Genomic DNA, 22968 nt, shown 5'->3' on the forward strand with positions numbered 1-22968 from the left:
CTGCAAAAAAATTGCCTGGAAAAGGGAGTGTGCCCCCGTTTTCCAGGCTGTTTTTTCAAGTTCAGAGCAGCGAGTCGCGCACCACGCCGCGCGCGGCCATCGCCCGCTTCAGCTTGACGAGCGCCTCCTGCTGGATCTGCCGCACGCGCTCGCGCGTAACGCCCATTTCCTCGGCCAGCGTTTCCAGGGTGGCGGGATCGTCGTTGTCGAGGCCGAAGCGGCGCATGATGACGATGCGCTGCTTGTCCGGCAGCCGCGACAGCCAGTCGCGCACCAGCTGCGTCATTTCCTGGTGTTCGGCGCGCGCATCCGGGCTGTCGTCCGCATCGCCCGGCAGCATGTCCATCAGCGAGGACTGGGGATCGTTGTCCAGCGGCGCGTCCAGCGAGGTGGCATGCTCGGACAGCGCGAGGATATCCTGCACCTCTTCGACCGGGCGGCCGACGAGGTCGGCGATATCCTCGGCCGTCGCATCCTTGCCGTTGTGGTGCTGGGCCTCGAGATGGTATTTGCCGCGCAGGATCTGGTTCAGCTCGCGCACCATGTGCACGGGCAGGCGCACCGTGCGCGCCTGGTTCATGATGGCGCGTTCGATGCTCTGGCGGATCCACCAGGTGGCGTAGGTGGAGAAGCGGAAGCCCCGCTCGGGCTCGAATTTGTCGATCGCCCGCATGAGGCCGATATTGCCTTCCTCGATCAGGTCGAGCAGCACCACGCCGCGATTGATGTAGTGCTTGGCAATCGAGACGACGAGCCGCAGATTGTGCTCGATCATCGTTTGCCGGGCGGCGAAATCGCCGGCCTTGGCCAGCGTGGCGTAATGCACTTCCTGCGGCGCCGTCAGCAGCGGGCGGGTGCCGATCTGGTTCAGGTAATGCTGGGTGGTGTCGGTAGACAGCTCGGCCGCCAGCACCTTCTTCAGCTCGTCGACGGTGACGAGCGCGGCGCTGCGGCCATCGATCGGCATGTTGGCGGCGTCGTCGCCGCCGTCTTCGTCCGCGCCATCGGCCAGCTCGTCGCTGCCGAATGGCTCGTCCGACATGTCGTCCTGGAGCGGGTCTTCTTCCAGAGGATCGTTCGGCGAGCTCGTCATGGGCGTTACCTCAAGGGCGGTACCTGCCCGACAGTGAGTGCTGGCGATATGGAAACATCATCGACAGCACTGCGCGACTACACTTGCGCGACTACACTACGGACCGGTACTCAGCGGTTCGGCAGGAACTTGGAAGGATCGACCGGCTTGCCCTGCTGCCTGATTTCAAAGTGCAGCTTGACGCTATCCGAATCGGAATCCCCCATCTCGGCGATCGCCTGCCCCTTGTTCACCGTCTGGCCTTCCTTCACGAGGATGGACCGGTTGTGGGCGTATGCGGACAGCAGGCCGTTACTGTGTTTCACAATGACGAGATTACCATAACCGCGGATGCCGCTACCGGCATACATCACCTTTCCTGCACCTGCCGCAAGCACTTGCTGTCCGGCCCGGCCGGCGATGTCGATGCCCTTGTTCCGGCCTTCGTCGAACTGGCCGACGACCTTGCCTTCGGCCGGCCACATCCAGCTCACTTCGCGGTCTTCGGCCGACAGGGTCGGTGCCGGCGCGGCCGCCGGCACCGACGGTTTCACGCTTGCCAGCTGCACGGGCTTGTCGACCCGCGGCGGCGTCGCCGGCTTGGGATCGGCATCCTTGTCGGCCTTCAGCTCGGCATCGGTGTACGGCTTCTTGTCGCCTTTCGGTTCCGTCTTCTTCGGTGCCGGCGGCGCCTTGGTCAAATCCGGCGGCATTACCACAGCGGCCGTGCGCACGCCTGGCGCGTCTTCCGGCGGCGCCACGCGCAACACCTGGTCCACCTTGATGTCGTTCGGATTGGCGAGGTTATTCCAGGCCACGATGTCGCGGTAGTTCTGGCCATGATCGAGCGCGATCCGGATCAGCGTATCGCCCTTCTTCACCATATAGTAGCCCTCGCGGACTTCCTGCACAGGTGCCGGCGCCGGGGCCGGCGGGGGCGCGCGGCGCGTGATCTGGCGTTCGACCACCGGTGCCTGGTTCGGGGTGGTAGTACAGGCGGTCAGCACCGCCAGGGGCAACAACACCAACAGGGAACTTTTTTTCGTCATGCTCATCTGATTCATATCTCTCGGCTACGCCTGACGAGCAGCATGGTAGGCACCGCTCCTGCGAACGGTGCGTTTCATGCGGCCAGGCGGGCTAGCTATTCGCTATTCATTGTTCTTCACAAGCTTGCTTCTACACAAGCGTGGCCACTTACACAGTACCGGGCCGCAGCGGTACGAAGTGGCAATCTTCGAGCGTCTGGCGTCGCCATTCGCTCTTCGCCACACGCGTCACCAGCTCGAGGTGCTGGGAGCGTTCGCCCACCGGCGCCACCAATCGGCCGCCGATAGTCAGTTGTTCCAGCAGTGCCCGGGGTACTTCCAGACCCGCGGCGGCGAGGATGATGCCGTCGAAAGGCGCTGCCTGTGGCAACCCAAGCATACCATCTCCGTAGTGCAACCGCAGGTTCGGTACCCGCAGCGGCCGCAGGTTGGCTTTCGCCAGCTCATGTAACGGTTTGATGCGCTCAATGGAATACACGTCTTGTGCAATACATGCAAGAACGGCTGCCTGGTAGCCGCAACCGGTGCCGATTTCGAGGACTTGCTTCATCTGCGTGCCCTGCCGCATCACCTCGATCATCCGCGCCACGATGTAGGGCTGCGAGATCGTCTGGTGGTGGCCGATCGGCAGCGAGGCGTCGATATACGCCTGCGGCGCCAGTCCTTCCTCCACGAACAGGTGGCGCGGCACCGCTTCGAGCGCCGCCAGCACCACCGGGTCCTGCACGCCCTGCTTCGCCACCCGCGCCACCATGGCCCGGCGCACCGCTCCCGACACCAGCGCATCCTGCCGCATGGCCGGCTGGACCCGCTCGGGCATGCCATGCGCCGCGCGCGGCTGGCGCGCCTGGGCACCGTTGCCGGCCGTGCCGCCCGCCGTGCCACCCGCCACGCCGTGCAGCGTGCCGCGCACCGCGGCGTGGACCGTGCTCTTCGCCATGGCACCGGGAGCATGATGGGCCGGGCCATGCCCGGGGTTCTGCGCGGCGTGCTGCGTCATGCCCTGGGTGGCCGCATTCTGGGCGGCATTGCGCGTCGCCGTCTGGGGCGTGGCCACCGGGCCGAACACGGGTTGCTTCTTCAGCCCCTTGTCCGTCACCGACGACAGGGGCAGCGGGAAGGTTCGGGGCTTGTCGGTCATCCGAGGGCCTTTGCCAGGAGGTCGAGTTGCGTTCTGTGGGTGAGGTCGATCTGCAGCGGCGTCATCGAGATGCGCCCGTGCTGCACGGCGTGGAAATCGGTACCCTCGCCGGCATCCTTGCAGGCGCCGGGCGGGCCGATCCAGAAGATTTCACGCCCGCGCGGATCATGCGACTTGATCACCGGCTCGGCCTGGTGGCGCCGGCCCAGCCGTGTCGCCACCGGCTGGCCCAGCGCTTCATACGGCCGGTTGGGAATGTTCACGTTCAGCAGGTAGGGCTTTTCCAGCGCGTCCGCGTAGCGCTGCACGATATCGCGCGCGGCCTTTGCCGCATCGTCGATGTGCGCCCAGCCCCACTCGCCCTGCGAAAAGGCGATGGCGGGAATGCCGAACAGATAACCTTCGGTCGCCGCCGCCACCGTACCGGAATACAGCGTATCGTCGCCCATGTTCGGGCCGTTGTTGATGCCGGAAACCACCAGGTCCGGCCGCTCGATCAGCATGCCGGTCAGGGCCACGTGCACGCAATCGGTCGGGGTGCCATTGACAAAATAGAAACCGTTCGCCGCCTGCTGAACGGACAGCGGGCGATCCAGCGACAGGGAATTCGATGCGCCGGAACGGTTGCTGTCCGGTGCCACGACCACGATGTCGGCGATGGCGGCCAGCGCGTCCGCCAGCGCATTGATGCCGGGCGCCAGGTAGCCGTCGTCATTACTGATAAGGATCCTCATGAAGGGGATTTTACCTGAAGCAACGCCCGCCCAGCGCATGCGCGGTTCGCCGAATGCCCAAAAATGTGGCGCATTCAGCGCATGCGCGACGGCGACAGGTCACCATCCACCGCGAGTTCGTCCGGTGTGATACGGGGGCCGCGGCCAGCCAGGTAACCGGCCCGGGCCTGCTCCACGCCGAGGATGTGGTGATCGCAGCCATGCACGTCGCGCGCGGCTGGCGGCTCGGGCTGCTTGAGCCGGCTGCGCGCCTGGGCCAGCACCTTGCGCGTGCGCGCCGTGTCGGCATGTTCGGGGCCCAGCAGGCGGCTGCGCAATGCCAGCACCTGCTCGAGCAGTTCGATGGCGCTCCCGACCTGTTCGCCATGGCACAGGATATCGGCCCGCACCGCGAGGCTTTCGATCGTCGCCAGGTGTTCGCTGCCCAGCTGGCGCTGGTGCGCGTCGATGACGGCGTCCTGAAGCGCCAGCGCCTCGGGAATCTGGTTCAACTGCGCCAGCGTGGCCGCCAGCGCCGACGCCGCCTCCAGGGTCACCGGCGCGCCAGCGCCGAACAGCCGCTCGCGGACCTCCAGCACCCCCTCCTGCAGGAAATGCGCTTCCTGGTATTTCTCCTGTTCGAACAGCAGGTCGGCCAGGGCGGCCTTGCTGTCCAGCGTGTCCACATGGTCGTCACCCAGGATCAGCACGTGCAGCGCCAGGCTCTCCTCCAGGCAGCCCACGGCTGCGTCGAGACGGCCTTCCCGGCGATACAGCTCGCCCAGGCGGGCCAGGTCGCGCGCCAGCGGCAGCGAGACGCCGCGGCCGCCGCCGCGCTCCATTGCCGCCCGCCCCTGCGCCACCGTGCAGAGCAGCGGCAACTCGTCGCGCGACTGCCATGGCTGGTAGCCGCCGATGAACCAGTTCAGGAACGCCTGGAACGTGCGGGTCACGGAGAAGCGGTCATCCTCTTCGTCCGCATGCACGGGCAAGGGCTCGCCGAACGCGAGACTGCGCGCCTGCTGCAACTGCACCTCGTCGAAATAGCTTTCCAGCGAGATGCGGGACAGGCCGTAAGCCTCGGTGAACGCCCGCTCGAACAGCGGCTGGTAGCCGGCAATGCCGCGCTCGGGGTCGCCGCGCCGCCACAGGGCACGGCGCGCCGAGTCGTCCATTTCGATGCGCGACGGCAGCGGGTAGATCAGCATCTGCCGCTGCTCCTCCTCGTGGCTGCGGCGCCACGTGGTGGCGCGCTGGATCAGGTCCTCGACGCCTTCCAGGCTCTGGCGGTTCGGTGCGAACACGAGCACGAGCTTCGTGGGCAGCAGCGTGGTGCAGATGCCGGACGTGCCGCCGCGCCCGGCGCGCGAATCGACCAGCACGTAGCGGAAGCGGCGCGCCAGGTTTTCCGCGAACACGCGGAACAGCGCCGGGCAGGCATCGAACAGGGCTTCCCAGTCCAGCCGGGCGAGGCGCTCGGCGTAGCTCGCATCCTGCCGGCCCGCGCGCATCAGGTACAGGGGCCGGCCGTTATCGGCCCGGCTCACGTACTGCTCCCACCCCACCGCGTCCAGCACGGCCTGCGCGAGGGCGGTATCGTCGCCGCCGGCCGCCAGCCGCGCGCGGCGCAGCAGCTGGTCGCGGCATGCCTCGAACAGTTCCAGCACCCCCGGCCCCTCTGTTGCCCCCGCTTCCGCCGCCCTGAAGTAATGGTGCAGGCCCGGTGCTTCCATGTCCCAGTCGATCATGAGGGTCGGCACCGTCGCGTTGTGGCGCCGCGCCAGCATCACGGCAAGATTGGCCAGCGCCATGGTGCGCCCGGCCCCACCCTTGTGGGAATAGAAGGTGACGACTTCGCCCGGTTCGTCCAGGGGCGGGAGAGACAGTCGGTGCGGTTCCATAGCGGGCCCTTATCGTGAGATCGGAAAATGCGCGCGCAATGCGCGTGGATTGGCCGTGATGACGGATCGATGGCGGAAAAATCAGCGGGGAAAATGGGGCGGCGGCATCGGGCGCCACTCGGGCGGCACGGGTGGCAGCACGAAGCGGCCGCACTCGTGCCCCGGCGGGATGCAGTACTTCAGGTAGTGATAATGGGCGACGATGCGCTGCACGATCTTGTCGATATCGGGCAGGTAGTCGGGATTCGTCTTCAGGTCGCCCGTCGCCAGCGTGTAGCGCGAGAAATCCACGTAGAAGCCCGGCTCGGACACCTGCGGCGGCAGGCCGATCGGGTGGCGGGTCATGATCACGGGGATGATCAGGTGGCTGGGCAGCGGATACCACGTGCGGCGCTCCGCCTCGATCATCTGCATGGCGGCGAATTCACGCCGGGTGTACGCATGCGCCTCGTACTTGGGCGTGTAGATCATGATCATGCAGACGCTTTCACACATGGCGCGGGCGATTTTCTGGTCCAGATCGTCGCCGCCGCCCAGTTGTTCGCTGTCGATGAACAACTCGGCTTCGGTATCGAGGTGCGGCTCGAGGTAGCAGCGCAGCGCGTCGACGAGGGCATTGCGGAACTCCCTCATGTAGGCATGCTGGCCATGGGCATAGCTGAAGAAACAGCCATAGCGGATCGTCATGTCGTCCTCTCCTGTTTCTCCCCTGATTGTATTTTTTTGTGTAACTACTGCGGCCCACTGTAACAAGCTGGTCAACGGTTACTTTGCGCTGGCGCAAACCTCATTTTCTTGTTGACTGCGCAGTCAGACGACTGCCTAGGGAAGCGCTGATTTATTGCTGGTGGATGAGATTAGTCCTGAAAAACGTGTCCAGCAAGACGCAAATGGCCCGGCATACCGAGGTATGGCGGGCCATTTGTGCCGCAGCTGGGCGCGTTTTTCAGGGCCAAGATCGCCGCCATGAATAAATCAGCGCTTCCCTAGTACAAGGCGCGAAAGAACGGATTATTCCGCCGCCGGCGGCTGGAAGAAGGCGATCACTTCCGCCTGGTCGCGGGTGCGCTTGAAGGGGGGCAGGCTTTGCCAGATGCGCCGGCCATAGGGCTTGGTGATCACGCGCGGGTCGCACAGCATCAGCACGCCGCGGTCGCCCTCGTCGCGGATCAGGCGGCCGGCACCCTGCTTCAGGTTGATGATCGCCTCGGGCAGCGTGTGGTGGACGAAGCCGTTCATGCCCTTTTTTTCCATCACCTCGATGCGCGCGGCCAGCACCGGGTCGTCCGGCGGCGCGAACGGCAGCTTGTCGATGATGACGAGCGACAGCGCTTCGCCCCGCACGTCCACGCCTTCCCAGAAGCTCTGGCTGCCGATCAGCACGCCGTTGCCGGCCTTGCGGAATTGATCGAGCAGCTCGGTGCGGCCACGGTCGCCCTGCACGAACAGCGGGAATTTCAGGCCGCGCCGCTCGAATTCGTCGCGCAGGCGCTCGGCCGCGCGTTTCACGGCGCGCAGCGTGGTGCACAGCAGGAAGGTGCGCCCGCCGGCGGCCTCGATGACGGGCAGCGCGCAGTCGAGCACGGCATCCGTGTAACCCATCGAATTCGGGTCGGGCAAGCCCTGCGGCACGTACAGGATGCCCTGCTCGCCGTAGTTGAACGGGCTGGGCCAGGACATCGCCGGTTCGTCGTACAACCCGAGCTGGTGGGCGAAGTGCTTGAAGTCGTTCTTCACCGCCAGCGTGGCGGACGTGAAGATCCAGCTGCGCGGCGTGCCTTCTCGCTGGTTGGAAAAGATCTGCGCGATCGACAGCGGCGTCTTGTGCAGCTGCAGCGAGCTGGCGAACGCCTCGACCCAGTACACCGCCTCCTGGCCCGGCGGCACCTTCACCTTCGGGTCGTAGGTCCAGTCCTTGTACTTCTGCGCCAGTTCCAGGCCCCGGGTGCGGCAATGCTCGATCGTTTCGGCGCGCTGCGCCTGCCCTTCCAGTACTTCCAGCATGCCGTCCAGCTCTTCCTTCAGCTTTTCCAGCGCCGGGAAGAAGTCGGACGACGGCGCGATCTGCGGCAGCGACAGCCGCACCACGTCCTGCGGGAAAGTGAGCCGCAGGTCGCGCGCCGCCTTTTCCACCACGGAGACCACGCTGGCCCAGTTGGCGCCGTCGCGCGCATGCGCCAGGCCTTCGGCCAGCACGTCGCGGCACAATTCCAGTACCTGGCTCGTGGAGACGGTTTCGCCGAAGAACAGCGTGGCCGTGTCGGGCAGCTGGTGCGCCTCGTCGAAGATGATGGTGTTTGCCGACGGCAGCAGTTCGGCCACGCCGGTATCCTTCAGCGCCACGTCGGCGAAGAACAGGTGGTGGTTGACGACCACCACGTCGGCCTGCTGCGCCTCGCGGCGCGCCTTCATCACGAAGCAATCCTGGTTGTACTGGCACTCCTGCCCGATGCAGTTCTCGCGCGTGGACGTGACGAGGTTCCACACCGGCGCGTTTTCCGGCACGCGCGCCAGTTCGGCCTTGTCGCCGGTCTGCGTCATCTTCAGGAAGCGCGAGATCTCGCGCAGATAGCCCACGTCCTCGCGCGACGTCATGCGGCCGTTGGCCAGCGTGCGCTCGAGGTGGTAGTGGCACAGGTAGTTGCCGCGTCCCTTCAGCAGCGCCACCGAGACGGGCGCCTTCAGTGCCGCGCGCACGGTGGGGATATCGCGCAGGAACAGCTGGTCCTGCAGGTTCTTCGTGCCGGTGGAAACGATGGTCTTGCCGCCCCACATCAGCGCCGGCACCAGGTAGGCGAAGGTCTTGCCGGTGCCGGTGCCTGCCTCGGCGATCAGCGTCTGCTGTTCGGCGATCGCGTTGGCGATCGCCTTCGCCATTTCGGTTTGCGACTTGCGCGGACGAAAACCGCCGACCGCCGGCCCCAGCGGGCCGCCGACGCCGAACAGCCGCTCCACCTCGGCATCGTACTTGCCGGGGGTGGAGGCGGAAGCGGGTTCGTCGCCAGTGCCGTCGGGGACGGCTGGCGCCTGGTCATGGTCGGTCAATTGGGTTCCTGCTATTTAAGAAAGAAAATGCAAAGAAATGCGGCAAAGAAATGCGGCGAAGAAAATGCGGCGGTCGGGCGCGCGTCAGGCGGGTACGTCGGGCACCAGCTGCATTTTCAACAGCGTGATGTAGTCCTTCAATTGCAGCTTGCGCTTCTTCAAACGGCGCAGCTGGAGCTGGTCGTGATGGCCGTCGCGCGTGAGCATTTCGATCACGGCGTCGAGGTCGCGATGCTCCACGTCCAGTTCGACGATGCGGCGCCGGATCTCTTCTTCGTTCTTCATGGGAATTCGCTACTGTGTGAGATTGCCGAAACCACAACAATCCGTGGGGCAACATTTTTACTTGCCATCAAACTGCTTACCGGTGCATAGTTTAACTCAGGTGAGCAACAGAAAGAAGCTGGGGCCATTTTTTGCCCAACCATCAACATGTATAAAATCGAAGCCGGCACCGCCCAGCATGTCGGCAACCGCCCCCGCCAGAACGACCGCGCGGCCTTGCTGACCACCCCGACCGCCCCCGGCTGCGTGCTGGCCGTGGTGGGCGACGGGGGCGCCGCCAATGCGCTGGGCGCCGAGCAATTGCTGCATACCGCCAAGCAATTATTCGACGACTACCGGATGGGCGATGCGCCCGGTGTGGAACGCATCGCGGACCTGCTGCGCGCCATCGCCCGCGAAACGCACGACGTACTGCTGATGAACCCGTTGTCCGCCGGCCACGGTGCCCAGTCGGCCATGGCCCTGCTCGTGCTGACGCCCGCGCGCCAGGCCGTCTGGGCCACCGTCGGCGATACCCGGCTGTATCGTTTTGCCAACGGCGCCCCGGCCGCCAGGTCGGACGATGCGGCCTACATCGACCATCTCGTCACCGCCGATGGCCTGGCGCCGGACGTGGCACGGCGGCACCGGGCCTCCCGGCTGCTGAACAATGTGCTCGGCAACCCGTTGAAGCCGCCGTTCATCTGCATCGGCACGCATGAGAACCTGCAACCCGGCGACGCCTTCCTGCTGTGCACGGATGGCGTATGGCCCTGGTTCGCCGACAACGAACTGGCCGCCGCCGTCTCGCGCCGCACGCCGCGCCAGGCCGCCGGACTTTTGGTTGAAAAGGCACGCGAACGGGCGCAGGGCCAGGGTGACAATTGCACGATGGCGATCGTGCGGCTCGTCGCGCCGGCTTAGAGCGCCTAACAAAACCCACAGGGCAAGGCGCGGCGTCGAAGACAGTACACCTGTACGGCGAGACGCTGCAACGCTGCCATGGGGGTTTTGTTAGGCGCTCTTAGACCGGCAGCAGCAGGCGCGCCTCCAACCCACCGCCTTCCCGGTTGCGCAGCACGATCTCGGCGCCCAGCGTGGTGGCCAGCTGCCGCACGATCGACAGGCCGAGGCCGGTGCCGCCCGTCTCCCGGTTGCGCGACGCCTCCAGCCGCACGAAGGGTTCGAATACGGCGGCCAGCTGGTCTTCCGGAATGCCCGGCCCCCGATCGAGCACGGCCAGCATCACGCGGCCATCGGGCGCCCGGCCCACCTCGATCTCGGCCGCGCCGCCGAATTTGAGCGCATTGTCGACCAGGTTGCCGAGGATGCGTTTCAATGCCTTCGGTTTCGAGACGATCGCCGTGCCGACCTTCCCCGTGAGCGTGACCTGCTGTCCGGCGTCGAGGTAGTCGCATACCAGGCTGTCGATCAGCGCATCCGGGTCGATGCGGCACGCTTCTTCCTGCGTGCCGTGCAGGGTCTTCGCGTAGGCGACGCCCTCCTTCACCAGCGTTTCCAGCTCGTGCAGGTCCTGCCGCAGCTTGCCCTGCTCGGGGCTCTCGTCCATCATGTCCACCCGCATGCGCATGCGCGTGATCGGCGTCTGCAAGTCGTGGGAGATCGCGGCGAGGATGCGGATGCGTTCCGCCACGTACAGCGCAATGCGTTCCTGCATGGCGTTGAATGCCCGCGCCGCGCGCACCACTTCCGAAGGACCCGTTTCCGCCAGCCGTGTCGTTTTCATGTCCGGCCCGAGGCCGTCGGCGGCCTGGGCCAGCTGGTGCAGCGGCCGCGTGGCCAGGCGCACGGCGATCCAGCAGCACAGGCCCAGTACCACCAGCTGTACCGCCAGCAGCGCCGGCAGCCAGCCCGCCAGCGGCGCGCCCCGCATCGGGCGCATGTCGATCGTCAGCGGCGCGCCGTCGGCCAGCTTCAGGTGAACCTGGAAGCGCTCGGCGTCACCCGGCACCGCGTTCACCGTCAGCGGGTAGTGCTTGCCTATGCCGTCCGTGATCGCGCCCGCGAAGCGCTGCGACAGTTCCGCGTCGGGGGCCAGGCCGGGAATGCCGGGGCCCAGGATGAACCGGTAGCTGCGCCGCGCCAGTTGCGGCAGCCACCGCTCCCGCTCGGCCGCCGGCAGGTGGTCGAGCAATGCCACCGAGGTGACTACTTCGCGTTCCACGTAGCCCGTCATGATGTCGAGGGTGGCGCGGTCGCGCTCCATCACCGTCAGCCAGGTCGACAGGCCCTGGGCGGCGGCCAGGCCGATGCACAGGATCAGCGTGATGCGCGCGAACAGGCTGCGCGGCATCATGGCGGATCGGCCAGCAGCGTGACGGCCGACGAGAACACATAGCCCTCGTTGCGCAGCGTCTTGATATAGCGGGGCTCGCGCGCGCCGTCGCCGAGCCGCTGGCGCAGGCGGCTTACCAGCAGGTCGATCGAACGGTCGTAGATGTCCGCATTGCGGCCCTGCGTGAGGTTCATCAGCTGGTCGCGCGTGAGCACGCGCTGCGGATGGTCGAGGAATACGCGCAGCAGGCGGTACTCGGCGCCGGACAGGTCGACCATGATGCCGTTCGCGTCGAGCAAGTGGCGGTGCGTGGTGTCGAGCCTCCAGTCGCCAAAACCGATCAGTTGCGCGCTTTCCGTCACCTGGATGTTCGGCGGCAGCATGCGCGTGCGGCGCAGCACGGCGCGGATGCGCGCCAGCAGCTCGCGCACGCCGAACGGCTTGGCCAGGTAGTCGTCCGCGCCCATCTCCAGGCCGATGATGCGGTCCACCTCGTCGCCGCGCGCGGTCAGCATCAGCACGGGCACGTGCCGGTGCCGGCCGGCGCGCAGCTCGCGGCACAGGATCAGTCCATCCTCTCCGGGCAGCATCAGGTCCAGCACGACGAGGTCGGGCGTGGCCGCTTCCAGCGCGGCGCGCATCTCGCGGCCGTTCGCGGCCAGCGAGGTGCGCATGCCTTCTTTTTCCAGGTAGGTGGCGAGCAGCTCGCGGATGCCGCGGTCGTCGTCGACGATCAATACGTGGTCACTGTCGTTCATCGTTGTTTTCATGGGCTCATCTTAGCGTACGGCGTTTCACTTGTATTGCCACCAAAGGACAGGGTCCGGGGTGGCGCAGCTCGGCGGCGATGCCGGCGGCCGCGAACAGGAGCGTCGCCAGCAGGTGCCTGATTCTTGCAATGCGGTTCATGGTTGTCTCCGATCCTGGTGCATGAGTGTCTTTATAGCGAAACGGCGACTGGCCTTTGTATGCCAATGTATCCGGCCCGAGCGTGGACATACACGGTTGCAATTCTCCCCGTGGCGGTACACATCCGCGATACGTGGCGGCCGTCCAATGAGCACATGCCCATTCAACGGAGAACGCAATGAACCACCTGCTGGAAGCACCGCTGGCGCTGGCCGCCGGCGTCTTCACCGTCGCCTCACCCTGCATCCTGCCCGTGCTGCCCATCCTGTTCGGCAGCGCCGCCGGCGATGCCGACCGCCGCCGGCCTTTCATGACGATGGCCGGCTTCATCGTCACCTTCACCGCGTTCGGCCTGCTGCTCGGCGCCGCCTCGAGCGCCGTGCACGTGGCGCAGGAAACGCTGCGCAATGCCTCGCTGCTGCTGCTCGGCGCCTTCGGGCTGCTGCGCATCTGGAGCCGGCCGTATGACTGGTTGATGGCGAAGCTGCCGTCCTTCCCCGTGCCTGCGGGCGGTGGCTTCCTGCTCGGCGCCTCGCTGGGCGCCGTGTGGACGCCCTGCGCCGGCCCCGTCCTTGCCTCGATCCTCGTGCTGGTCGCCGGTGCGCAGGACGTGGCGCGCTCGGCCTGGCTGCTGTTCCTGTACGCCGTCGGTGCCGCCGTGCCGATGCTGGCGATCCTGCTGGGCGGCCAGGCCGTCACGCAGCGCGTGCGGCTGCTGGCCCGGCACGGCGCACTGCTGCAGCAGGTGTTCGGGGTGCTGATCGTGCTCACCGCGCTGGCGATGTACCTGCAATACGACGTGCTGGTCTATGCCAAGGCCGCCGACTTCTTCCCCCAACTGAAAGGACTCTGACATGAAAACCGTACTGACCTTCATCGCCGCCGCCATCGTCGCCAGCAGTGCCGCCGCCGCTCCCGTCACCGCCCCCGAATTCGCCGGCATCGAGCGATGGCACAACAGCGCGCCCCTGACGATGCAGCAGCTGCGCGGCAAGGTGGTGCTGGTGGATTTCTGGACCTACACCTGCATCAACTGCATCCGCACGCTGCCGCATGTGACCGACTGGCACCGCAAGTACAAGGACCAGGGGCTCGTGGTGGTGGGTGTGCACACGCCCGAATTCCCGTTCGAGCGCAGCGCCGACAATGTCAGGAAAGCCATCGGGCGCTTCGACATCACCTACCCGGTCGCGCAGGACAACCGCTACGCCACATGGAAAGCCTACGACAACCAGTTCTGGCCGGCGGTCTACCTGATCGACAAGCAGGGCCGCATCGTCTACACGCACTTCGGCGAAGGCGCGTACGACAAGACCGAGGCGACGATCCGTGCGCTGCTGGCGCAGAAGTAATCGCCGGCCGCTGGCCTGGTGTCGGACATATTTTCCGGGCCTCATCCCGGAAAATATGTGCGACACCGGTTTTCCCATGCAGCAACAGTGCCTCGGGAGACAACCGGTGTCGGACACTATTTTTCTACGAAAAATAGTGTCCGACACCAAAGTTCGGCGGCACGGATCAAGTCCGCTCGGTCTTCACCGCTCCCTGGCATGCAGCCTGTCGAGCGCGGCGAGACAGGCCTTGGCGGAAGCCACCATGGTTTTCGCCGGATGCTGCTGACTTCGTGAGGAACGCCGGTGTCGGAGATGCAAGCGCTGCTGGCAAGAAAAAAGCCGGCGTGGCTGCCGGCTGTTCGTGATGGAAGGGAAAGCTTACTTGCCCTGCCCGTGCTGCTTTGCCTTTTCCGCCTCGGCCGCCTTTTTCGCGGCCTCGTCGGCTTCGCGCTGGGCGCGCTTGGCTTCGCGTTCGGCCTTTTTCTCGGCCACGCGTTTTTGCCGCTCGGCCGCTTCGGCCTGCTTGCGGTTGTAGTCCTCGACCTTCTTCGCGCGCTCGCTCGCCTCGGCGGCATCCCGCGCGGCGCGCTGCTGTTCGCGGGCGGCGTGCTCGGCCTGGCGCTGGGCCGGCAGTGTCTTGATCGGCTGCGGGCGCGGCTTTTCCTCGGGGGTGACGCGTGGGGCCGGCGGGTTGGCGGCGCGCTTTGCGTCCTCGGCCGCGTCGCGCTGGTTGCGGTCGGTCAGTTCGCGGTCGCGCTGTTCGACGGCGCTCTTGCGCTTGAAGTAGTTCGCGTCGATCTCGATCGCGCGCAGTTCCGCCAGCCGCTCGCGGCGTTTATCCTTCGCCTTGTCCAGGCAGTTATTGACGAAGAACTTCGTGTAGCACACCTGTTCGCTCTCGGCGAATTCGGCCTCGACCGCCGCGCGGTCCTTCGCCACCTGCGCCAGCAGCGTGTCGGCCTGCTCCACCGACCCGATCGTCGCCTGCGCCAGCGCGCCACCGGCCAGCAGCAGGCCGCCCATCAACGTCAATACTTTCCCCATCATCCTCATCCGTAGTTCAGGTCAGTGCGGCGGCGCCGCCCCGCTGTGCCTTTTCCATGTACTCGCGCGACTGCATCTCCACGATGCGCGACACGGTGCGGTGGAATTCATTGGCCAGCATGCCCGAAGTGTACAGCTCTTCCGGCTCCACCTCGGCGGACATGATCAGCTTCACGCCCTGGTCGTAGAACACGTCGATCAGCCACGTGAAGCGGCGTGCCTCGGACGACTGGCCGGCGGACATCATCGGCACTCCGGACAATATCACGGTATGGAAACGGCTGGCGATTTCCAGGTAGTCGTTCTGCGAACGGGGACCGCCGCACAGCGTCTGGAAATCGAACCAGATCACGGTGCCGGCGCGGCGCAGCGCCGTCAGTTCACGGCCTTCGATCGTGACGTGCTTGTCTTCTTCCTGCGTGTCGGCGAGCTTGGTGAAAGCTTCGCGCAGCTTGGCGTCGGTGGCCGCATTGAGCGGCATGTAGTAGGCGTGCACCTGCTCCAGCGCGCGGCCGCGGTAGTCCACGCCCGCATCCACGTTGAGCACATCCATCTTTTCCTTCAGGAGCGCGATGGTGGGCAGGATACGGTCGCGGTGCAGCCCGTCCGGATACAGCGTGGACGGTTCGTAGTTCGAGGTCATGATGAACGACACGCCATTGTCGTACAGCGCCTTCATCAGGTTATACAGGATCATCGCGTCGGCCACGTCCGAGACGTGGAATTCGTCGAAGCAGATCAGCCGGTATTTCTTGGCGATCCGTTTCGCCACCTCGTCGAGCGGGTCGGCGATGCCCATCAGCTCGTCGAGCTGGATATGCACGGCGCGCATGAATTCATGGAAGTGCAGGCGCGTCTTGCGCACCACCGGCACGACCGAATAGAACGAATCCATCAGGAACGACTTGCCGCGCCCCACGCCGCCCCACATGTACACGCCGCGTGGCGGGTCCGGGCGGTTGATCAGGCGCTTGAAGCTGTTCGAGCGCTGGGCCTTGTACTCCACCCATTCGTCGTAGCAGTGCTGCAGCCGTTCCACGGCGCGGCGCTGGGCTTCGTCGGGCTTGAAGTTGCGCTGTTCCAGCGCGTGCTGGTAAAACTCGAGGACGTTCATGAAAGATTCGCTTCGTACAAAAACGCCGGGCCGGCCAAGTGGCTCGCTTGGCCGGCCCAGGTAAGGCTTCAAGCAACAGTTAGAAGTTCAGCGTGCGCTTGTCGACGGCCAGTGCAGCTTCCTTGGTCGCTTCGGACAGCGACGGGTGAGCGTGGCAGATGCGCGCGATGTCCTCGGCCGAAGCCTTGAATTCCATCGCCACGACGGCTTCGGAGATCAGCTCGGAAGCCATCGGGCCCACGATGTGCACGCCCAGGATCTCGTCGGTCGTGGCATCGGCCAGGAACTTCACCATGCCGGACGTGTCGCCCAGCGCGCGTGCGCGGCCGTTGGCCAGGAACGGGAAGGTGCCGGCCTTGTACGCCACGCCGGCCGCCTTCAGCTGCTGCTCGGTCTTGCCGACCCAGGCGATTTCCGGCGAGGTGTAGATGACCCAGGGGATTGTGTCGAAGTTGGTGTGGCCGTGCTGGCCGGCGATACGCTCGGCCACGGCAACGCCCTCTTCCTCGGCCTTGTGCGCCAGCATCGGGCCGCGCACCACGTCGCCGATCGCCCACACGTTCGGCAGGTTGGTCTTGCAGTCGTCGTCCACGGCGATGAAGCCACGCTCGTCCAGCGCCAGGCCGGCCTTCTCGGCGTTCAGGCCGTTGGTGTTCGGGGTGCGGCCGATCGAGACGATCAGCTTGTCGAACACGGCTTCCTGTGCGGCGCCCGACGCATCCGCGTACTTCACGGTCACGTTGTTCTCGCCGGCGGTCACCGACTCCACCTTCACGCCCAGGCTGATCTTCAGGCCCTGCTTGGTGAACATCTTGTGCGCTTCCTTGGCGATCTGCTCGTCCACGGCGCCCAGGAAGGTCGGCAGGCCTTCCAGCACGGTCACGTCGGCGCCCAGGCGGCGCCATACGGAACCCATTTCCAGGCCGATCACGCCGGCGCCGATCACGCCCAGCTTGGCCGGCACTGCCTCGATGGCCAGCGCGCCCGTGTTCGACAGGATCAGCTTTTCATCGAACGGTGCGCCCGGCAGCGCACGGGCGTTGGAACCCGTGGCCACGATCACCTGCTTCGCGTTGATCGTTTCGGTCGTCTGCCCGGTGATCTCGATCGGATAGCCTTCCGCGCCGGCTGCGCCGCCGAATGCGCCGCGGCCGTGGAAGAACGTCACCTTGTTCTTCTTGAACAGGTACAGGATGCCGTCGTTGTTCTGCTTCACGACGTTGTTCTTACGCTTGAGCATCTGGCCCAGGTTCAGCGCCAGGCCGGACACCTCGATGCCGTGCTCCTTGAACGCGTGACCGGCATGCTCGAAGTGCTCGGACGATTGCAGCAGCGCCTTGGACGGGATGCAGCCGACGTTGGTGCAGGTGCCGCCCGGTGCCGGGCCGCCCTTTTCATTGGCCCACTCGTCGATACACGCGACCGAGAAGCCCAGCTGTGCAGCGCGGATGGCCGCGATATAGCCGCCGGGGCCGGCGCCGATCACCACTACGTCGAATTGTTTGTTGCTCATGTGTCTGATTTCCCAATTATGTCGTTACCCGGGAGACGCTCTTCTTCCGGGACGAATATCCACAACAGAATGTAAATCACCAGCCCGAAGCCGAACGAGATCGTGAACAACACGAACACGATGCGCCAGATCCACGACGCCACGCCGGAAGCCTTGCCGATCCCGCCGCACACGCCGCCCAGCCAGCGGTCGGCGCGCGAACGGCGCAGCCGCGAGAACTCGCTGGCCAGGTCGCCGTCACCGGCCGCGGGGGGCGGGGCGCCGTTCAGCAGGCGCTCCTTGGCGCGGGCAAACTCCGCGTCGGTCAGGGCGCCGGCCTGGTGCAACTCGTGCAGGCGGCGGATTTCGTCGGAGATGGTCATGGCCGTCGGCTCCTGAGGTCGTGGGGTCAGTTCCCAGATGGGGGCTAACCACGGTTTTCACCACTGCGGCCGAACGAAGCCGAAGTGGGGGCGGAAAACCGGTGTCGGGCACCTTTTCGCTGCGCGAAAAGATGTCCGACACCAAGGCTGGAGCCGCAGGCTACGGCCGATTGCGGGGTACGCAGCCGGCCGGTGATCTACCTACGCTCGATTACAGGTCCAGCAGCAGGCGCGCCGGATCTTCCAGCGCTTCCTTCATCGCCACCAGGCCCAGCACGGCTTCGCGGCCGTCGATGATGCGGTGGTCGTAGGACATCGCCAGGTAGTTCATCGGGCGGATGACGATCTGGCCGTCTTCCACCACGGCGCGGTCCTTGGTCGCGTGCACGCCCAGGATCGCCGACTGCGGCGGGTTGATGATCGGGGTCGACAGCATGGAGCCGAAGGTGCCGCCGTTGGAGATCGAGAACGTGCCGCCGGTCAGGTCGTCCAGGGTCAGCTTGCCTTCCTTGGCCTTCGCGCCGAATTCGCCGATCTTCTTCTCGATCTCGGCGATCGTCATCTGGTCGGCGTTGCGCAGGATCGGCACCACCAGGCCGCGCGGCGAACCGACGGCGATACCGATGTCGAAGTAGCCGTGGTAGACGATGTCGTTACCGTCGACCGATGCGTTCAGGATCGGGTACTTCTTCAGGGCTGCCACGGCGGCCTTGACGAAGAAGGACATGAAGCCCAGCTTCACGCCGTGCTCTTTCTCGAACTTGTCCTTGTACTTGTTACGCAGGTCCATCACCGGCTTCATGTTCACCTCGTTGAAGGTGGTCAGGATGGCGTTGGTGGATTGCGATTCGACCAGGCGCTCGGCGATACGGGCGCGCAGGCGGCTCATCGGCACGCGCTCTTCCGGACGGTCGCCCAGGTTGAGCGTGACCGGTGCGGCCACTTTCTGCAGGGCCGGCTTGGCGGCGGCAGCAGGAGCGGCGGGTGCCGGTGCGGCGGCTGCGGGTTTGGCAGATGCGGCGGAAGCGGCCAGGGCATCGCCCTTGGTCACGCGGCCATCCTTGCCGGAGCCGGTCACGTCGGAAGCGGACAGGCCTTTCTCGGACAGGATCTTGGCGGCGGCCGGCATGGCCACGTCGCCCTTCGAGCCACCGGTGGCGGCTGCCGGCGCTGCGGCAGGTGCCGGTGCGGCCGCGGTTTCCACCGGGGCTGCCGTCACGGGGATCGGCGAAACTTTTGCGGTGCCTTCCGTATCGATGATGGCGATCACTTCATCGGCAACGACGGTCGCGCCATCGTTCTTGATGATCTGCACGATCACGCCGGCGGCCGGTGCGGGAAGTTCCAGGACCACTTTGTCGGTTTCGATGTCGATCAGGTTCTCGTCGCGCGCCACGGTGTCGCCGACCTTCTTGTGCCAGGCCAGCAGGGTCGCTTCAGCGACGGATTCCGACAGTTGTGGAACTTTGACTTCGATTTGTGCCATTTGTTGTTACTCCGTATTCGATAGATGCGTAGAGGCCGCGCAGACCTCCTCGGAGTCCGCGCGGCTTGCCTTGCTTTTACTTGGTCAGGATGAAGCCCTTCAGCTTCGAGAACGCCGTTTCCAGCAGCTCTTTCTGCTGGGCGTAGTGCTTGTCGTAGTAGCCGACAGCCGGCGAGGCGGAAGCCGGACGGCCGGCATACGCCAGGCGCTGGCCCGCTTCCATCGACTCGAAGATGTTGTGCTGGATCTGGAACCATGGACCCTGGTTCTGCGGCTCGTCCTGCGCCCACACCACTTCGGTGGCGGCCGGGAACTTCTTCAGTTCGGCGGCGAATGCCTTGTGCGGGAACGGGTACAGCTGTTCGACACGGATGATGGCCGTATCGGTCTGGCCGCGGGTCTTGCGGGCATTGGCCAGGTCGTAATACACCTTGCCGGAGCAGGCGATCACGCGCTTGACCTTCTTCGCATCGATCTTGTCGTCCACTTCGCCGATCACGGTCTGGAACGCACCCTTGGCCAGGTCGTTCAGCGGCGAGCCGGCATCCTTGTTGCGCAGCAGCGACTTCGGCGTGAGCACGACGAGCGGCTTGCGGAACTGGCGCACCATCTGGCGGCGCAGCAGGTGGAAGATCTGCGCGGCCGTCGTCGGCTGCACCACCTGCATATTGTTCTCGGCGCACAGCTGCAGGAAGCGTTCCGGGCGGGCGGAGGAGTGCTCCGGACCCTGGCCTTCATAGCCGTGCGGCAGCAGCATCACGAGGCCCGAAGCGCGGCCCCACTTCACTTCGCCGGACGAGATGAACTGGTCGATCACCACCTGGGCGCCGTTCACGAAGTCGCCGAACTGGGCTTCCCAGATCGTCAGCGTGTTCGGCTCGGCGGTCGAGTAACCGTATTCGAAGCCCAGCACCGCTTCTTCCGACAGCACGGAGTCGATGACGGTGAACGGTGCCTGGTTGTCGGACACGTTCTGCAGCGGCACGTAGGTGCCGGCATCCCAGCGTTCGCGGTTCTGGTCGTGCAGCACCGCGTGGCGGTGCGTGAACGTGCCGCGGCCGGCGTCCTGGCCGGTCAGGCGCACGGCGTAGCCGGACGAGACCAGCGACGCGTAGGCCAGGTGTTCGCCCATGCCCCAGTCCAGGTTCAGTTCACCTTTGCCCATGTTGGCGCGGTCGGCCAGTACTTTTTCCACCAGCGAGTGCACCTTGAAGCCTTCCGGCACGGTGGTGATGCGGGTAGCCAGGCGCTTCAGTTCCGTGAGCGGCACGGCGGTATCGGCCGCGTCGGTCCACTTGCGGTTCAGGAACGGCAGCCAGTCGACGGCGAACTTGTTCTTGAAGTTCGAGATGACCGGGTCGACGGTGTGCTTGCCGGCGTCCATGGCGGCGCGGTACGCGGCCACCATCTGGTCGCCGCCGTCGGCCGGGATCACGCCCTGGGCCGCCAGCTTGTCGGCGTACAGGCGGCGGGTGCCCGGGTGTTGCGCGATCTTCTTGTACATCAGCGGCTGCGTCAGCGCCGGCGTGTCCTGCTCGTTGTGGCCCAGCTTGCGGTAGCAGATGATGTCGACCACGATGTCCTTCTGGAACTGCGCGCGGTAGTCCAGGGCGATCTGCGAAGCCAGCACGACCGCTTCCGGATCGTCGGCGTTCACGTGCAGCACCGGCGCCTCGATCATCTTGACGACGTCGGTGGCATAGATCGTCGAACGCGCGTCGCGCGGGTCGGACGTGGTGAAGCCGATCTGGTTGTTGATCACGACGTGCACCGTGCCGCCCGTGCCATAGCCGCGGGTCTGCGCCAGGTTCAGCGTTTCCATCACCACGCCCTGGCCGGCGAATGCCGCGTCGCCGTGCACCAGGATCGGCAGCACCTGCGCGCCCTGGGTGTCGCCGCGGCGGTCCATGCGCGCCTTGACGGAACCTTCGACCACCGGATTGACGATTTCCAGGTGCGACGGGTTGAACGCCAGCGACAGGTGGACGGGGCCACCGGCGGTGGAGATGTCGGACGAGAAGCCCTGGTGGTATTTCACGTCGCCGGCCGGCAGGTCGTCGCCGTGCTTGCCTTCGAATTCCTCGAACAGGTCCTTCGGTGCCTTGCCCAGGGTGTTGACCAGCACGTTCAGGCGGCCACGGTGGGCCATGCCGATCACGATTTCCTGCACGCCCTTTTCGCCGGCGCGCTGGATGATCTCATCCATCGAGGCGATGAACGTTTCGCCGCCTTCCAGCGAGAAGCGTTTCTGGCCCACGTACTTGGTGTGCAGGTAGCGCTCGAGGCCTTCGGCCGCGGTCAGGCGTTCCAGGATGTGCTTTTTCTTTTCCGGCGAGAAGTTCGGCGTGGAGCGGATCGATTCCAGGCGTTCCTGCAGCCAGCGCTTCTCGGCCGGATCGGAGATGTACATGAATTCCGCGCCGATGGAGCGGGTGTACGTTTCGCGCAGGTAGTTCAGCAGGTCGCGCAGCGACGCGGTTTCCGGGCCGAAGTACGTGTTGCTGATGTTAAATACGGTGTCCAGGTCGGCGTCGGTGAAGCCGTAGGAGGCAGGGTCCAGTTCCGGGATGGCCGGGCGTTCCTGGCGCTGCAGCGGGTCGAGGTTGGCCCAGCGAGAGCCCAGGTAGCGGTAGGCTGCGATCAGCTGGGTGGCGGCCACGCGCTTGCGGCCCATTTCGACATCGGCGGTCGCGGTCACGGTCCGGATCGGGCCGGCTTTCGCGCGCTCGGCAAACGAGGCGATCACGGAGGAGTGGTTGACGTCGGGCTTGTTGGAACCGTCGACGGCAGGCACGTGCTGCATGGCGTCGAAATAAGCGCGCCAGTTATCCGGCACCGAGCCGGGGTTTTCCAGGTACGCTTCGTAGAGTTCTTCTACGTACGGCGCATTCCCACCAAACAGGTAGGAGTTGGACGTCAGTTGCTGCATCATTCTTGCTCACCTTTCTTCGCGCTTCGCGAGGTTGGGGCGGGTTATACAAACCTTCCGCGACACGGCCTGACCGGTTAGCGGATCGCACATCAAGTTGTGGGGGGAAGGACCTCTTTGGTTGCCCGAAAGACAATCGACCTACGAGCTTCCATAAATAGCCACCTAGCATAGCACGCTGCGTTGAGATGGAACAACCACCAACGAGTTAATCGAACGTTTCTTCCGTCCGGCATGGGCGGCGCGCCGGCGCAAGATAGACAGCATGTTCTAGATCATTTATTCTACTTCCGTGCCCACCAGGAAGAGCGCCATGAACTCCCCACCGAAACCGACTCCCGCCGAACTCGAGATGCTGCGGCTGCTGTACGAACTGGGCCCGGCTACCGCGAAGCAGGTCCATGCGGCCGCCCTCGCCGCCCGGCCCGAACTGACCTATGCAAACGTGCTGCGCCAGTTGCAGGTCATGCATGGCAAGGGAATCGTGACGCGCGACGAAAGTGCCCGCGCCCACGTCTACGCGCCCGCCCAGGAACAGGCTTCGATCCAGACCAGTCTGTTAAAGGACTTGATCCAGAAGGCCTTCGCCGGCTCCGGCAAGGCGCTCGTGCTGGCGGCCCTGCGCGGCGGCCACGTGACGGCGCGCGAGCGCGCCGAAATCTCCGCCCTCCTGGGAGAAGACCGGCTTCCCGATTGAAACCGGTGCTCAGCCATATTTTGCAACCGCGCGTCACTCTTTTGAGTTTTCGTCCACACTTTTCCCGTGCTTCACGTTTGAATGTTTCAGCAAGCCTGG

Annotated in this window: 21 protein-coding genes; 4 read left to right on the forward strand and 17 right to left on the reverse strand. The window is 65.4% G+C overall.

What is annotated here, in order from left to right; genetic code table 11:
- Window positions 1-61: 61 nt before the first annotated feature.
- From rpoS to V6Z91_RS00355, 8 genes are all read right to left on the reverse strand, one after another.
- Window positions 62-1093: an RNA polymerase sigma factor RpoS gene (rpoS, locus tag V6Z91_RS00320; RefSeq protein ID WP_338765095.1), complete on the reverse strand. Its 1032-nt coding sequence runs from the start codon at window positions 1091-1093 to the stop codon at window positions 62-64.
- A 110-nt stretch (window positions 1094-1203) separates the two neighbouring features.
- Window positions 1204-2121 carry a peptidoglycan DD-metalloendopeptidase family protein gene (locus V6Z91_RS00325; protein ID WP_338765097.1) on the reverse strand — a complete coding sequence of 306 codons (918 nt, stop codon included), beginning with the start codon at window positions 2119-2121 and terminating at the stop codon, window positions 1204-1206.
- Window positions 2122-2269: 148 nt separating this feature from the next.
- Entirely contained in the window at window positions 2270-3262 is a 993-nt protein-coding gene (locus tag V6Z91_RS00330) for a protein-L-isoaspartate(D-aspartate) O-methyltransferase (protein ID WP_338765099.1), read from the reverse strand.
- Window positions 3259-3996: a 5'/3'-nucleotidase SurE gene (gene surE, locus V6Z91_RS00335; protein WP_338765102.1), complete on the reverse strand. Its 738-nt coding sequence runs from the start codon at window positions 3994-3996 to the stop codon at window positions 3259-3261. The genes V6Z91_RS00330 and surE overlap by 4 nt, the downstream gene beginning before the upstream one ends.
- Before the next feature lie 74 nt (window positions 3997-4070).
- The gene (locus V6Z91_RS00340) at window positions 4071-5876 is read right to left on the reverse strand and encodes a tetratricopeptide repeat protein (protein ID WP_338765105.1); all 1806 of its coding nucleotides are present in this window, start codon (window positions 5874-5876) and stop codon (window positions 4071-4073) included.
- An 81-nt stretch (window positions 5877-5957) separates the two neighbouring features.
- Entirely contained in the window at window positions 5958-6563 is a 606-nt protein-coding gene (locus V6Z91_RS00345; protein WP_338765108.1) for a toll/interleukin-1 receptor domain-containing protein, read from the reverse strand.
- Between the two features lie 324 nt (window positions 6564-6887).
- Window positions 6888-8831, reverse strand: a complete 1944-nt coding sequence (locus V6Z91_RS00350; protein ID WP_338772124.1) for an ATP-dependent DNA helicase — start codon at window positions 8829-8831, stop codon at window positions 6888-6890.
- 174 nt (window positions 8832-9005) lie between these two features.
- The gene (locus V6Z91_RS00355; RefSeq protein WP_137314028.1) at window positions 9006-9206 is read right to left on the reverse strand and encodes a DUF465 domain-containing protein; all 201 of its coding nucleotides are present in this window, start codon (window positions 9204-9206) and stop codon (window positions 9006-9008) included.
- Between the two features lie 147 nt (window positions 9207-9353).
- Between V6Z91_RS00355 and V6Z91_RS00360 the strand changes: the two genes are divergently transcribed.
- A complete protein-coding gene (locus V6Z91_RS00360) occupies window positions 9354-10109 on the forward strand; it encodes a serine/threonine-protein phosphatase (protein WP_338765114.1) in 756 nt (251 codons plus the stop codon).
- Between the two features lie 100 nt (window positions 10110-10209).
- On the opposite strand, the gene V6Z91_RS00365 is transcribed toward V6Z91_RS00360, so the two are convergent.
- The 3 genes from V6Z91_RS00365 to V6Z91_RS00375 are packed head-to-tail and all read right to left on the reverse strand — an operon-like array spanning window position 10210 to window position 12390.
- The gene (locus V6Z91_RS00365; protein WP_338765117.1) at window positions 10210-11502 is read right to left on the reverse strand and encodes an ATP-binding protein; all 1293 of its coding nucleotides are present in this window, start codon (window positions 11500-11502) and stop codon (window positions 10210-10212) included.
- A complete protein-coding gene (locus V6Z91_RS00370) occupies window positions 11499-12239 on the reverse strand; it encodes a response regulator (RefSeq protein ID WP_338765120.1) in 741 nt (246 codons plus the stop codon). The genes V6Z91_RS00365 and V6Z91_RS00370 overlap by 4 nt, the downstream gene beginning before the upstream one ends.
- A 16-nt stretch (window positions 12240-12255) precedes the next feature.
- Window positions 12256-12390: a hypothetical protein gene (locus tag V6Z91_RS00375; RefSeq protein ID WP_338765123.1), complete on the reverse strand. Its 135-nt coding sequence runs from the start codon at window positions 12388-12390 to the stop codon at window positions 12256-12258.
- Between the two features lie 178 nt (window positions 12391-12568).
- Here V6Z91_RS00375 and V6Z91_RS00380 point away from each other — a divergent pair, with 178 nt between their 5' ends.
- Complete coding sequence (locus V6Z91_RS00380) at window positions 12569-13243, forward strand: cytochrome c biogenesis CcdA family protein (RefSeq protein WP_338765126.1); 675 nt, start codon at window positions 12569-12571, stop codon at window positions 13241-13243.
- Window position 13244: 1 nt separating this feature from the next.
- On the forward strand, window positions 13245-13742 hold the full coding sequence (locus tag V6Z91_RS00385) for a thioredoxin family protein (protein WP_338765129.1): 498 nt from the start codon (window positions 13245-13247) through the stop codon (window positions 13740-13742).
- 360 nt (window positions 13743-14102) lie between these two features.
- Here the strand turns inward: V6Z91_RS00385 and V6Z91_RS00390 are convergent, their stop codons facing one another.
- The 6 genes from V6Z91_RS00390 to V6Z91_RS00415 form a co-directional block, all read right to left on the reverse strand.
- The gene (locus tag V6Z91_RS00390; RefSeq protein WP_338765131.1) at window positions 14103-14771 is read right to left on the reverse strand and encodes a hypothetical protein; all 669 of its coding nucleotides are present in this window, start codon (window positions 14769-14771) and stop codon (window positions 14103-14105) included.
- A gap of 13 nt (window positions 14772-14784) precedes the next feature.
- Window positions 14785-15882 (reverse strand): cell division protein ZapE, encoded by a 1098-nt coding sequence (gene zapE, locus V6Z91_RS00395; RefSeq protein ID WP_338765134.1) that lies wholly within the window; start codon window positions 15880-15882, stop codon window positions 14785-14787.
- 79 nt (window positions 15883-15961) lie between these two features.
- Entirely contained in the window at window positions 15962-17395 is a 1434-nt protein-coding gene (gene lpdA, locus V6Z91_RS00400; RefSeq protein WP_338765137.1) for a dihydrolipoyl dehydrogenase, read from the reverse strand.
- A complete protein-coding gene (locus tag V6Z91_RS00405) occupies window positions 17392-17757 on the reverse strand; it encodes a PspC domain-containing protein (protein ID WP_338765140.1) in 366 nt (121 codons plus the stop codon). The genes lpdA and V6Z91_RS00405 overlap by 4 nt, the downstream gene beginning before the upstream one ends.
- A gap of 211 nt (window positions 17758-17968) precedes the next feature.
- A complete protein-coding gene (odhB, locus tag V6Z91_RS00410) occupies window positions 17969-19243 on the reverse strand; it encodes a 2-oxoglutarate dehydrogenase complex dihydrolipoyllysine-residue succinyltransferase (RefSeq protein ID WP_338765143.1) in 1275 nt (424 codons plus the stop codon).
- A 76-nt stretch (window positions 19244-19319) separates the two neighbouring features.
- Entirely contained in the window at window positions 19320-22175 is a 2856-nt protein-coding gene (locus V6Z91_RS00415; protein ID WP_338765146.1) for a 2-oxoglutarate dehydrogenase E1 component, read from the reverse strand.
- A 310-nt stretch (window positions 22176-22485) separates the two neighbouring features.
- Here V6Z91_RS00415 and V6Z91_RS00420 point away from each other — a divergent pair, with 310 nt between their 5' ends.
- Window positions 22486-22869 (forward strand): BlaI/MecI/CopY family transcriptional regulator, encoded by a 384-nt coding sequence (locus tag V6Z91_RS00420; protein ID WP_338765148.1) that lies wholly within the window; start codon window positions 22486-22488, stop codon window positions 22867-22869.
- Window positions 22870-22968: the final 99 nt, after the last annotated feature.

Origin of the sequence: Massilia sp. METH4 (assembly GCF_037094685.1) — a bacterium.
Classification (GTDB): domain Bacteria; phylum Pseudomonadota; class Gammaproteobacteria; order Burkholderiales; family Burkholderiaceae_D; genus Rugamonas.

Excerpts from the sequence above, each read along its gene's own strand:
- rpoS (WP_338765095.1), bottom strand. The coding sequence starts at position 1,093 with ATGACGAGCTCGCCGAACGATCCTCTGGAAGAAGACCCGCTCCAGGAC.
- V6Z91_RS00325 (WP_338765097.1), bottom strand. The coding sequence starts at position 2,121 with ATGACGAAAAAAAGTTCCCTGTTGGTGTTGTTGCCCCTGGCGGTGCTG.
- V6Z91_RS00330 (WP_338765099.1), bottom strand. The coding sequence starts at position 3,262 with ATGACCGACAAGCCCCGAACCTTCCCGCTGCCCCTGTCGTCGGTGACG.
- surE (WP_338765102.1), bottom strand. The coding sequence starts at position 3,996 with ATGAGGATCCTTATCAGTAATGACGACGGCTACCTGGCGCCCGGCATC.
- V6Z91_RS00340 (WP_338765105.1), bottom strand. The coding sequence starts at position 5,876 with ATGGAACCGCACCGACTGTCTCTCCCGCCCCTGGACGAACCGGGCGAA.
- V6Z91_RS00345 (WP_338765108.1), bottom strand. The coding sequence starts at position 6,563 with ATGACGATCCGCTATGGCTGTTTCTTCAGCTATGCCCATGGCCAGCAT.
- V6Z91_RS00355 (WP_137314028.1), bottom strand. The coding sequence starts at position 9,206 with ATGAAGAACGAAGAAGAGATCCGGCGCCGCATCGTCGAACTGGACGTG.
- V6Z91_RS00360 (WP_338765114.1), top strand. The coding sequence starts at position 9,354 with ATGTATAAAATCGAAGCCGGCACCGCCCAGCATGTCGGCAACCGCCCC.
- V6Z91_RS00365 (WP_338765117.1), bottom strand. The coding sequence starts at position 11,502 with ATGATGCCGCGCAGCCTGTTCGCGCGCATCACGCTGATCCTGTGCATC.
- V6Z91_RS00370 (WP_338765120.1), bottom strand. The coding sequence starts at position 12,239 with ATGAACGACAGTGACCACGTATTGATCGTCGACGACGACCGCGGCATC.
- V6Z91_RS00375 (WP_338765123.1), bottom strand. The coding sequence starts at position 12,390 with ATGAACCGCATTGCAAGAATCAGGCACCTGCTGGCGACGCTCCTGTTC.
- V6Z91_RS00380 (WP_338765126.1), top strand. The coding sequence starts at position 12,569 with ATGAACCACCTGCTGGAAGCACCGCTGGCGCTGGCCGCCGGCGTCTTC.
- V6Z91_RS00385 (WP_338765129.1), top strand. The coding sequence starts at position 13,245 with ATGAAAACCGTACTGACCTTCATCGCCGCCGCCATCGTCGCCAGCAGT.
- V6Z91_RS00390 (WP_338765131.1), bottom strand. The coding sequence starts at position 14,771 with ATGATGGGGAAAGTATTGACGTTGATGGGCGGCCTGCTGCTGGCCGGT.
- zapE (WP_338765134.1), bottom strand. The coding sequence starts at position 15,882 with ATGAACGTCCTCGAGTTTTACCAGCACGCGCTGGAACAGCGCAACTTC.
- lpdA (WP_338765137.1), bottom strand. The coding sequence starts at position 17,395 with ATGAGCAACAAACAATTCGACGTAGTGGTGATCGGCGCCGGCCCCGGC.
- V6Z91_RS00405 (WP_338765140.1), bottom strand. The coding sequence starts at position 17,757 with ATGACCATCTCCGACGAAATCCGCCGCCTGCACGAGTTGCACCAGGCC.
- odhB (WP_338765143.1), bottom strand. The coding sequence starts at position 19,243 with ATGGCACAAATCGAAGTCAAAGTTCCACAACTGTCGGAATCCGTCGCT.
- V6Z91_RS00415 (WP_338765146.1), bottom strand. The coding sequence starts at position 22,175 with ATGATGCAGCAACTGACGTCCAACTCCTACCTGTTTGGTGGGAATGCG.
- V6Z91_RS00420 (WP_338765148.1), top strand. The coding sequence starts at position 22,486 with ATGAACTCCCCACCGAAACCGACTCCCGCCGAACTCGAGATGCTGCGG.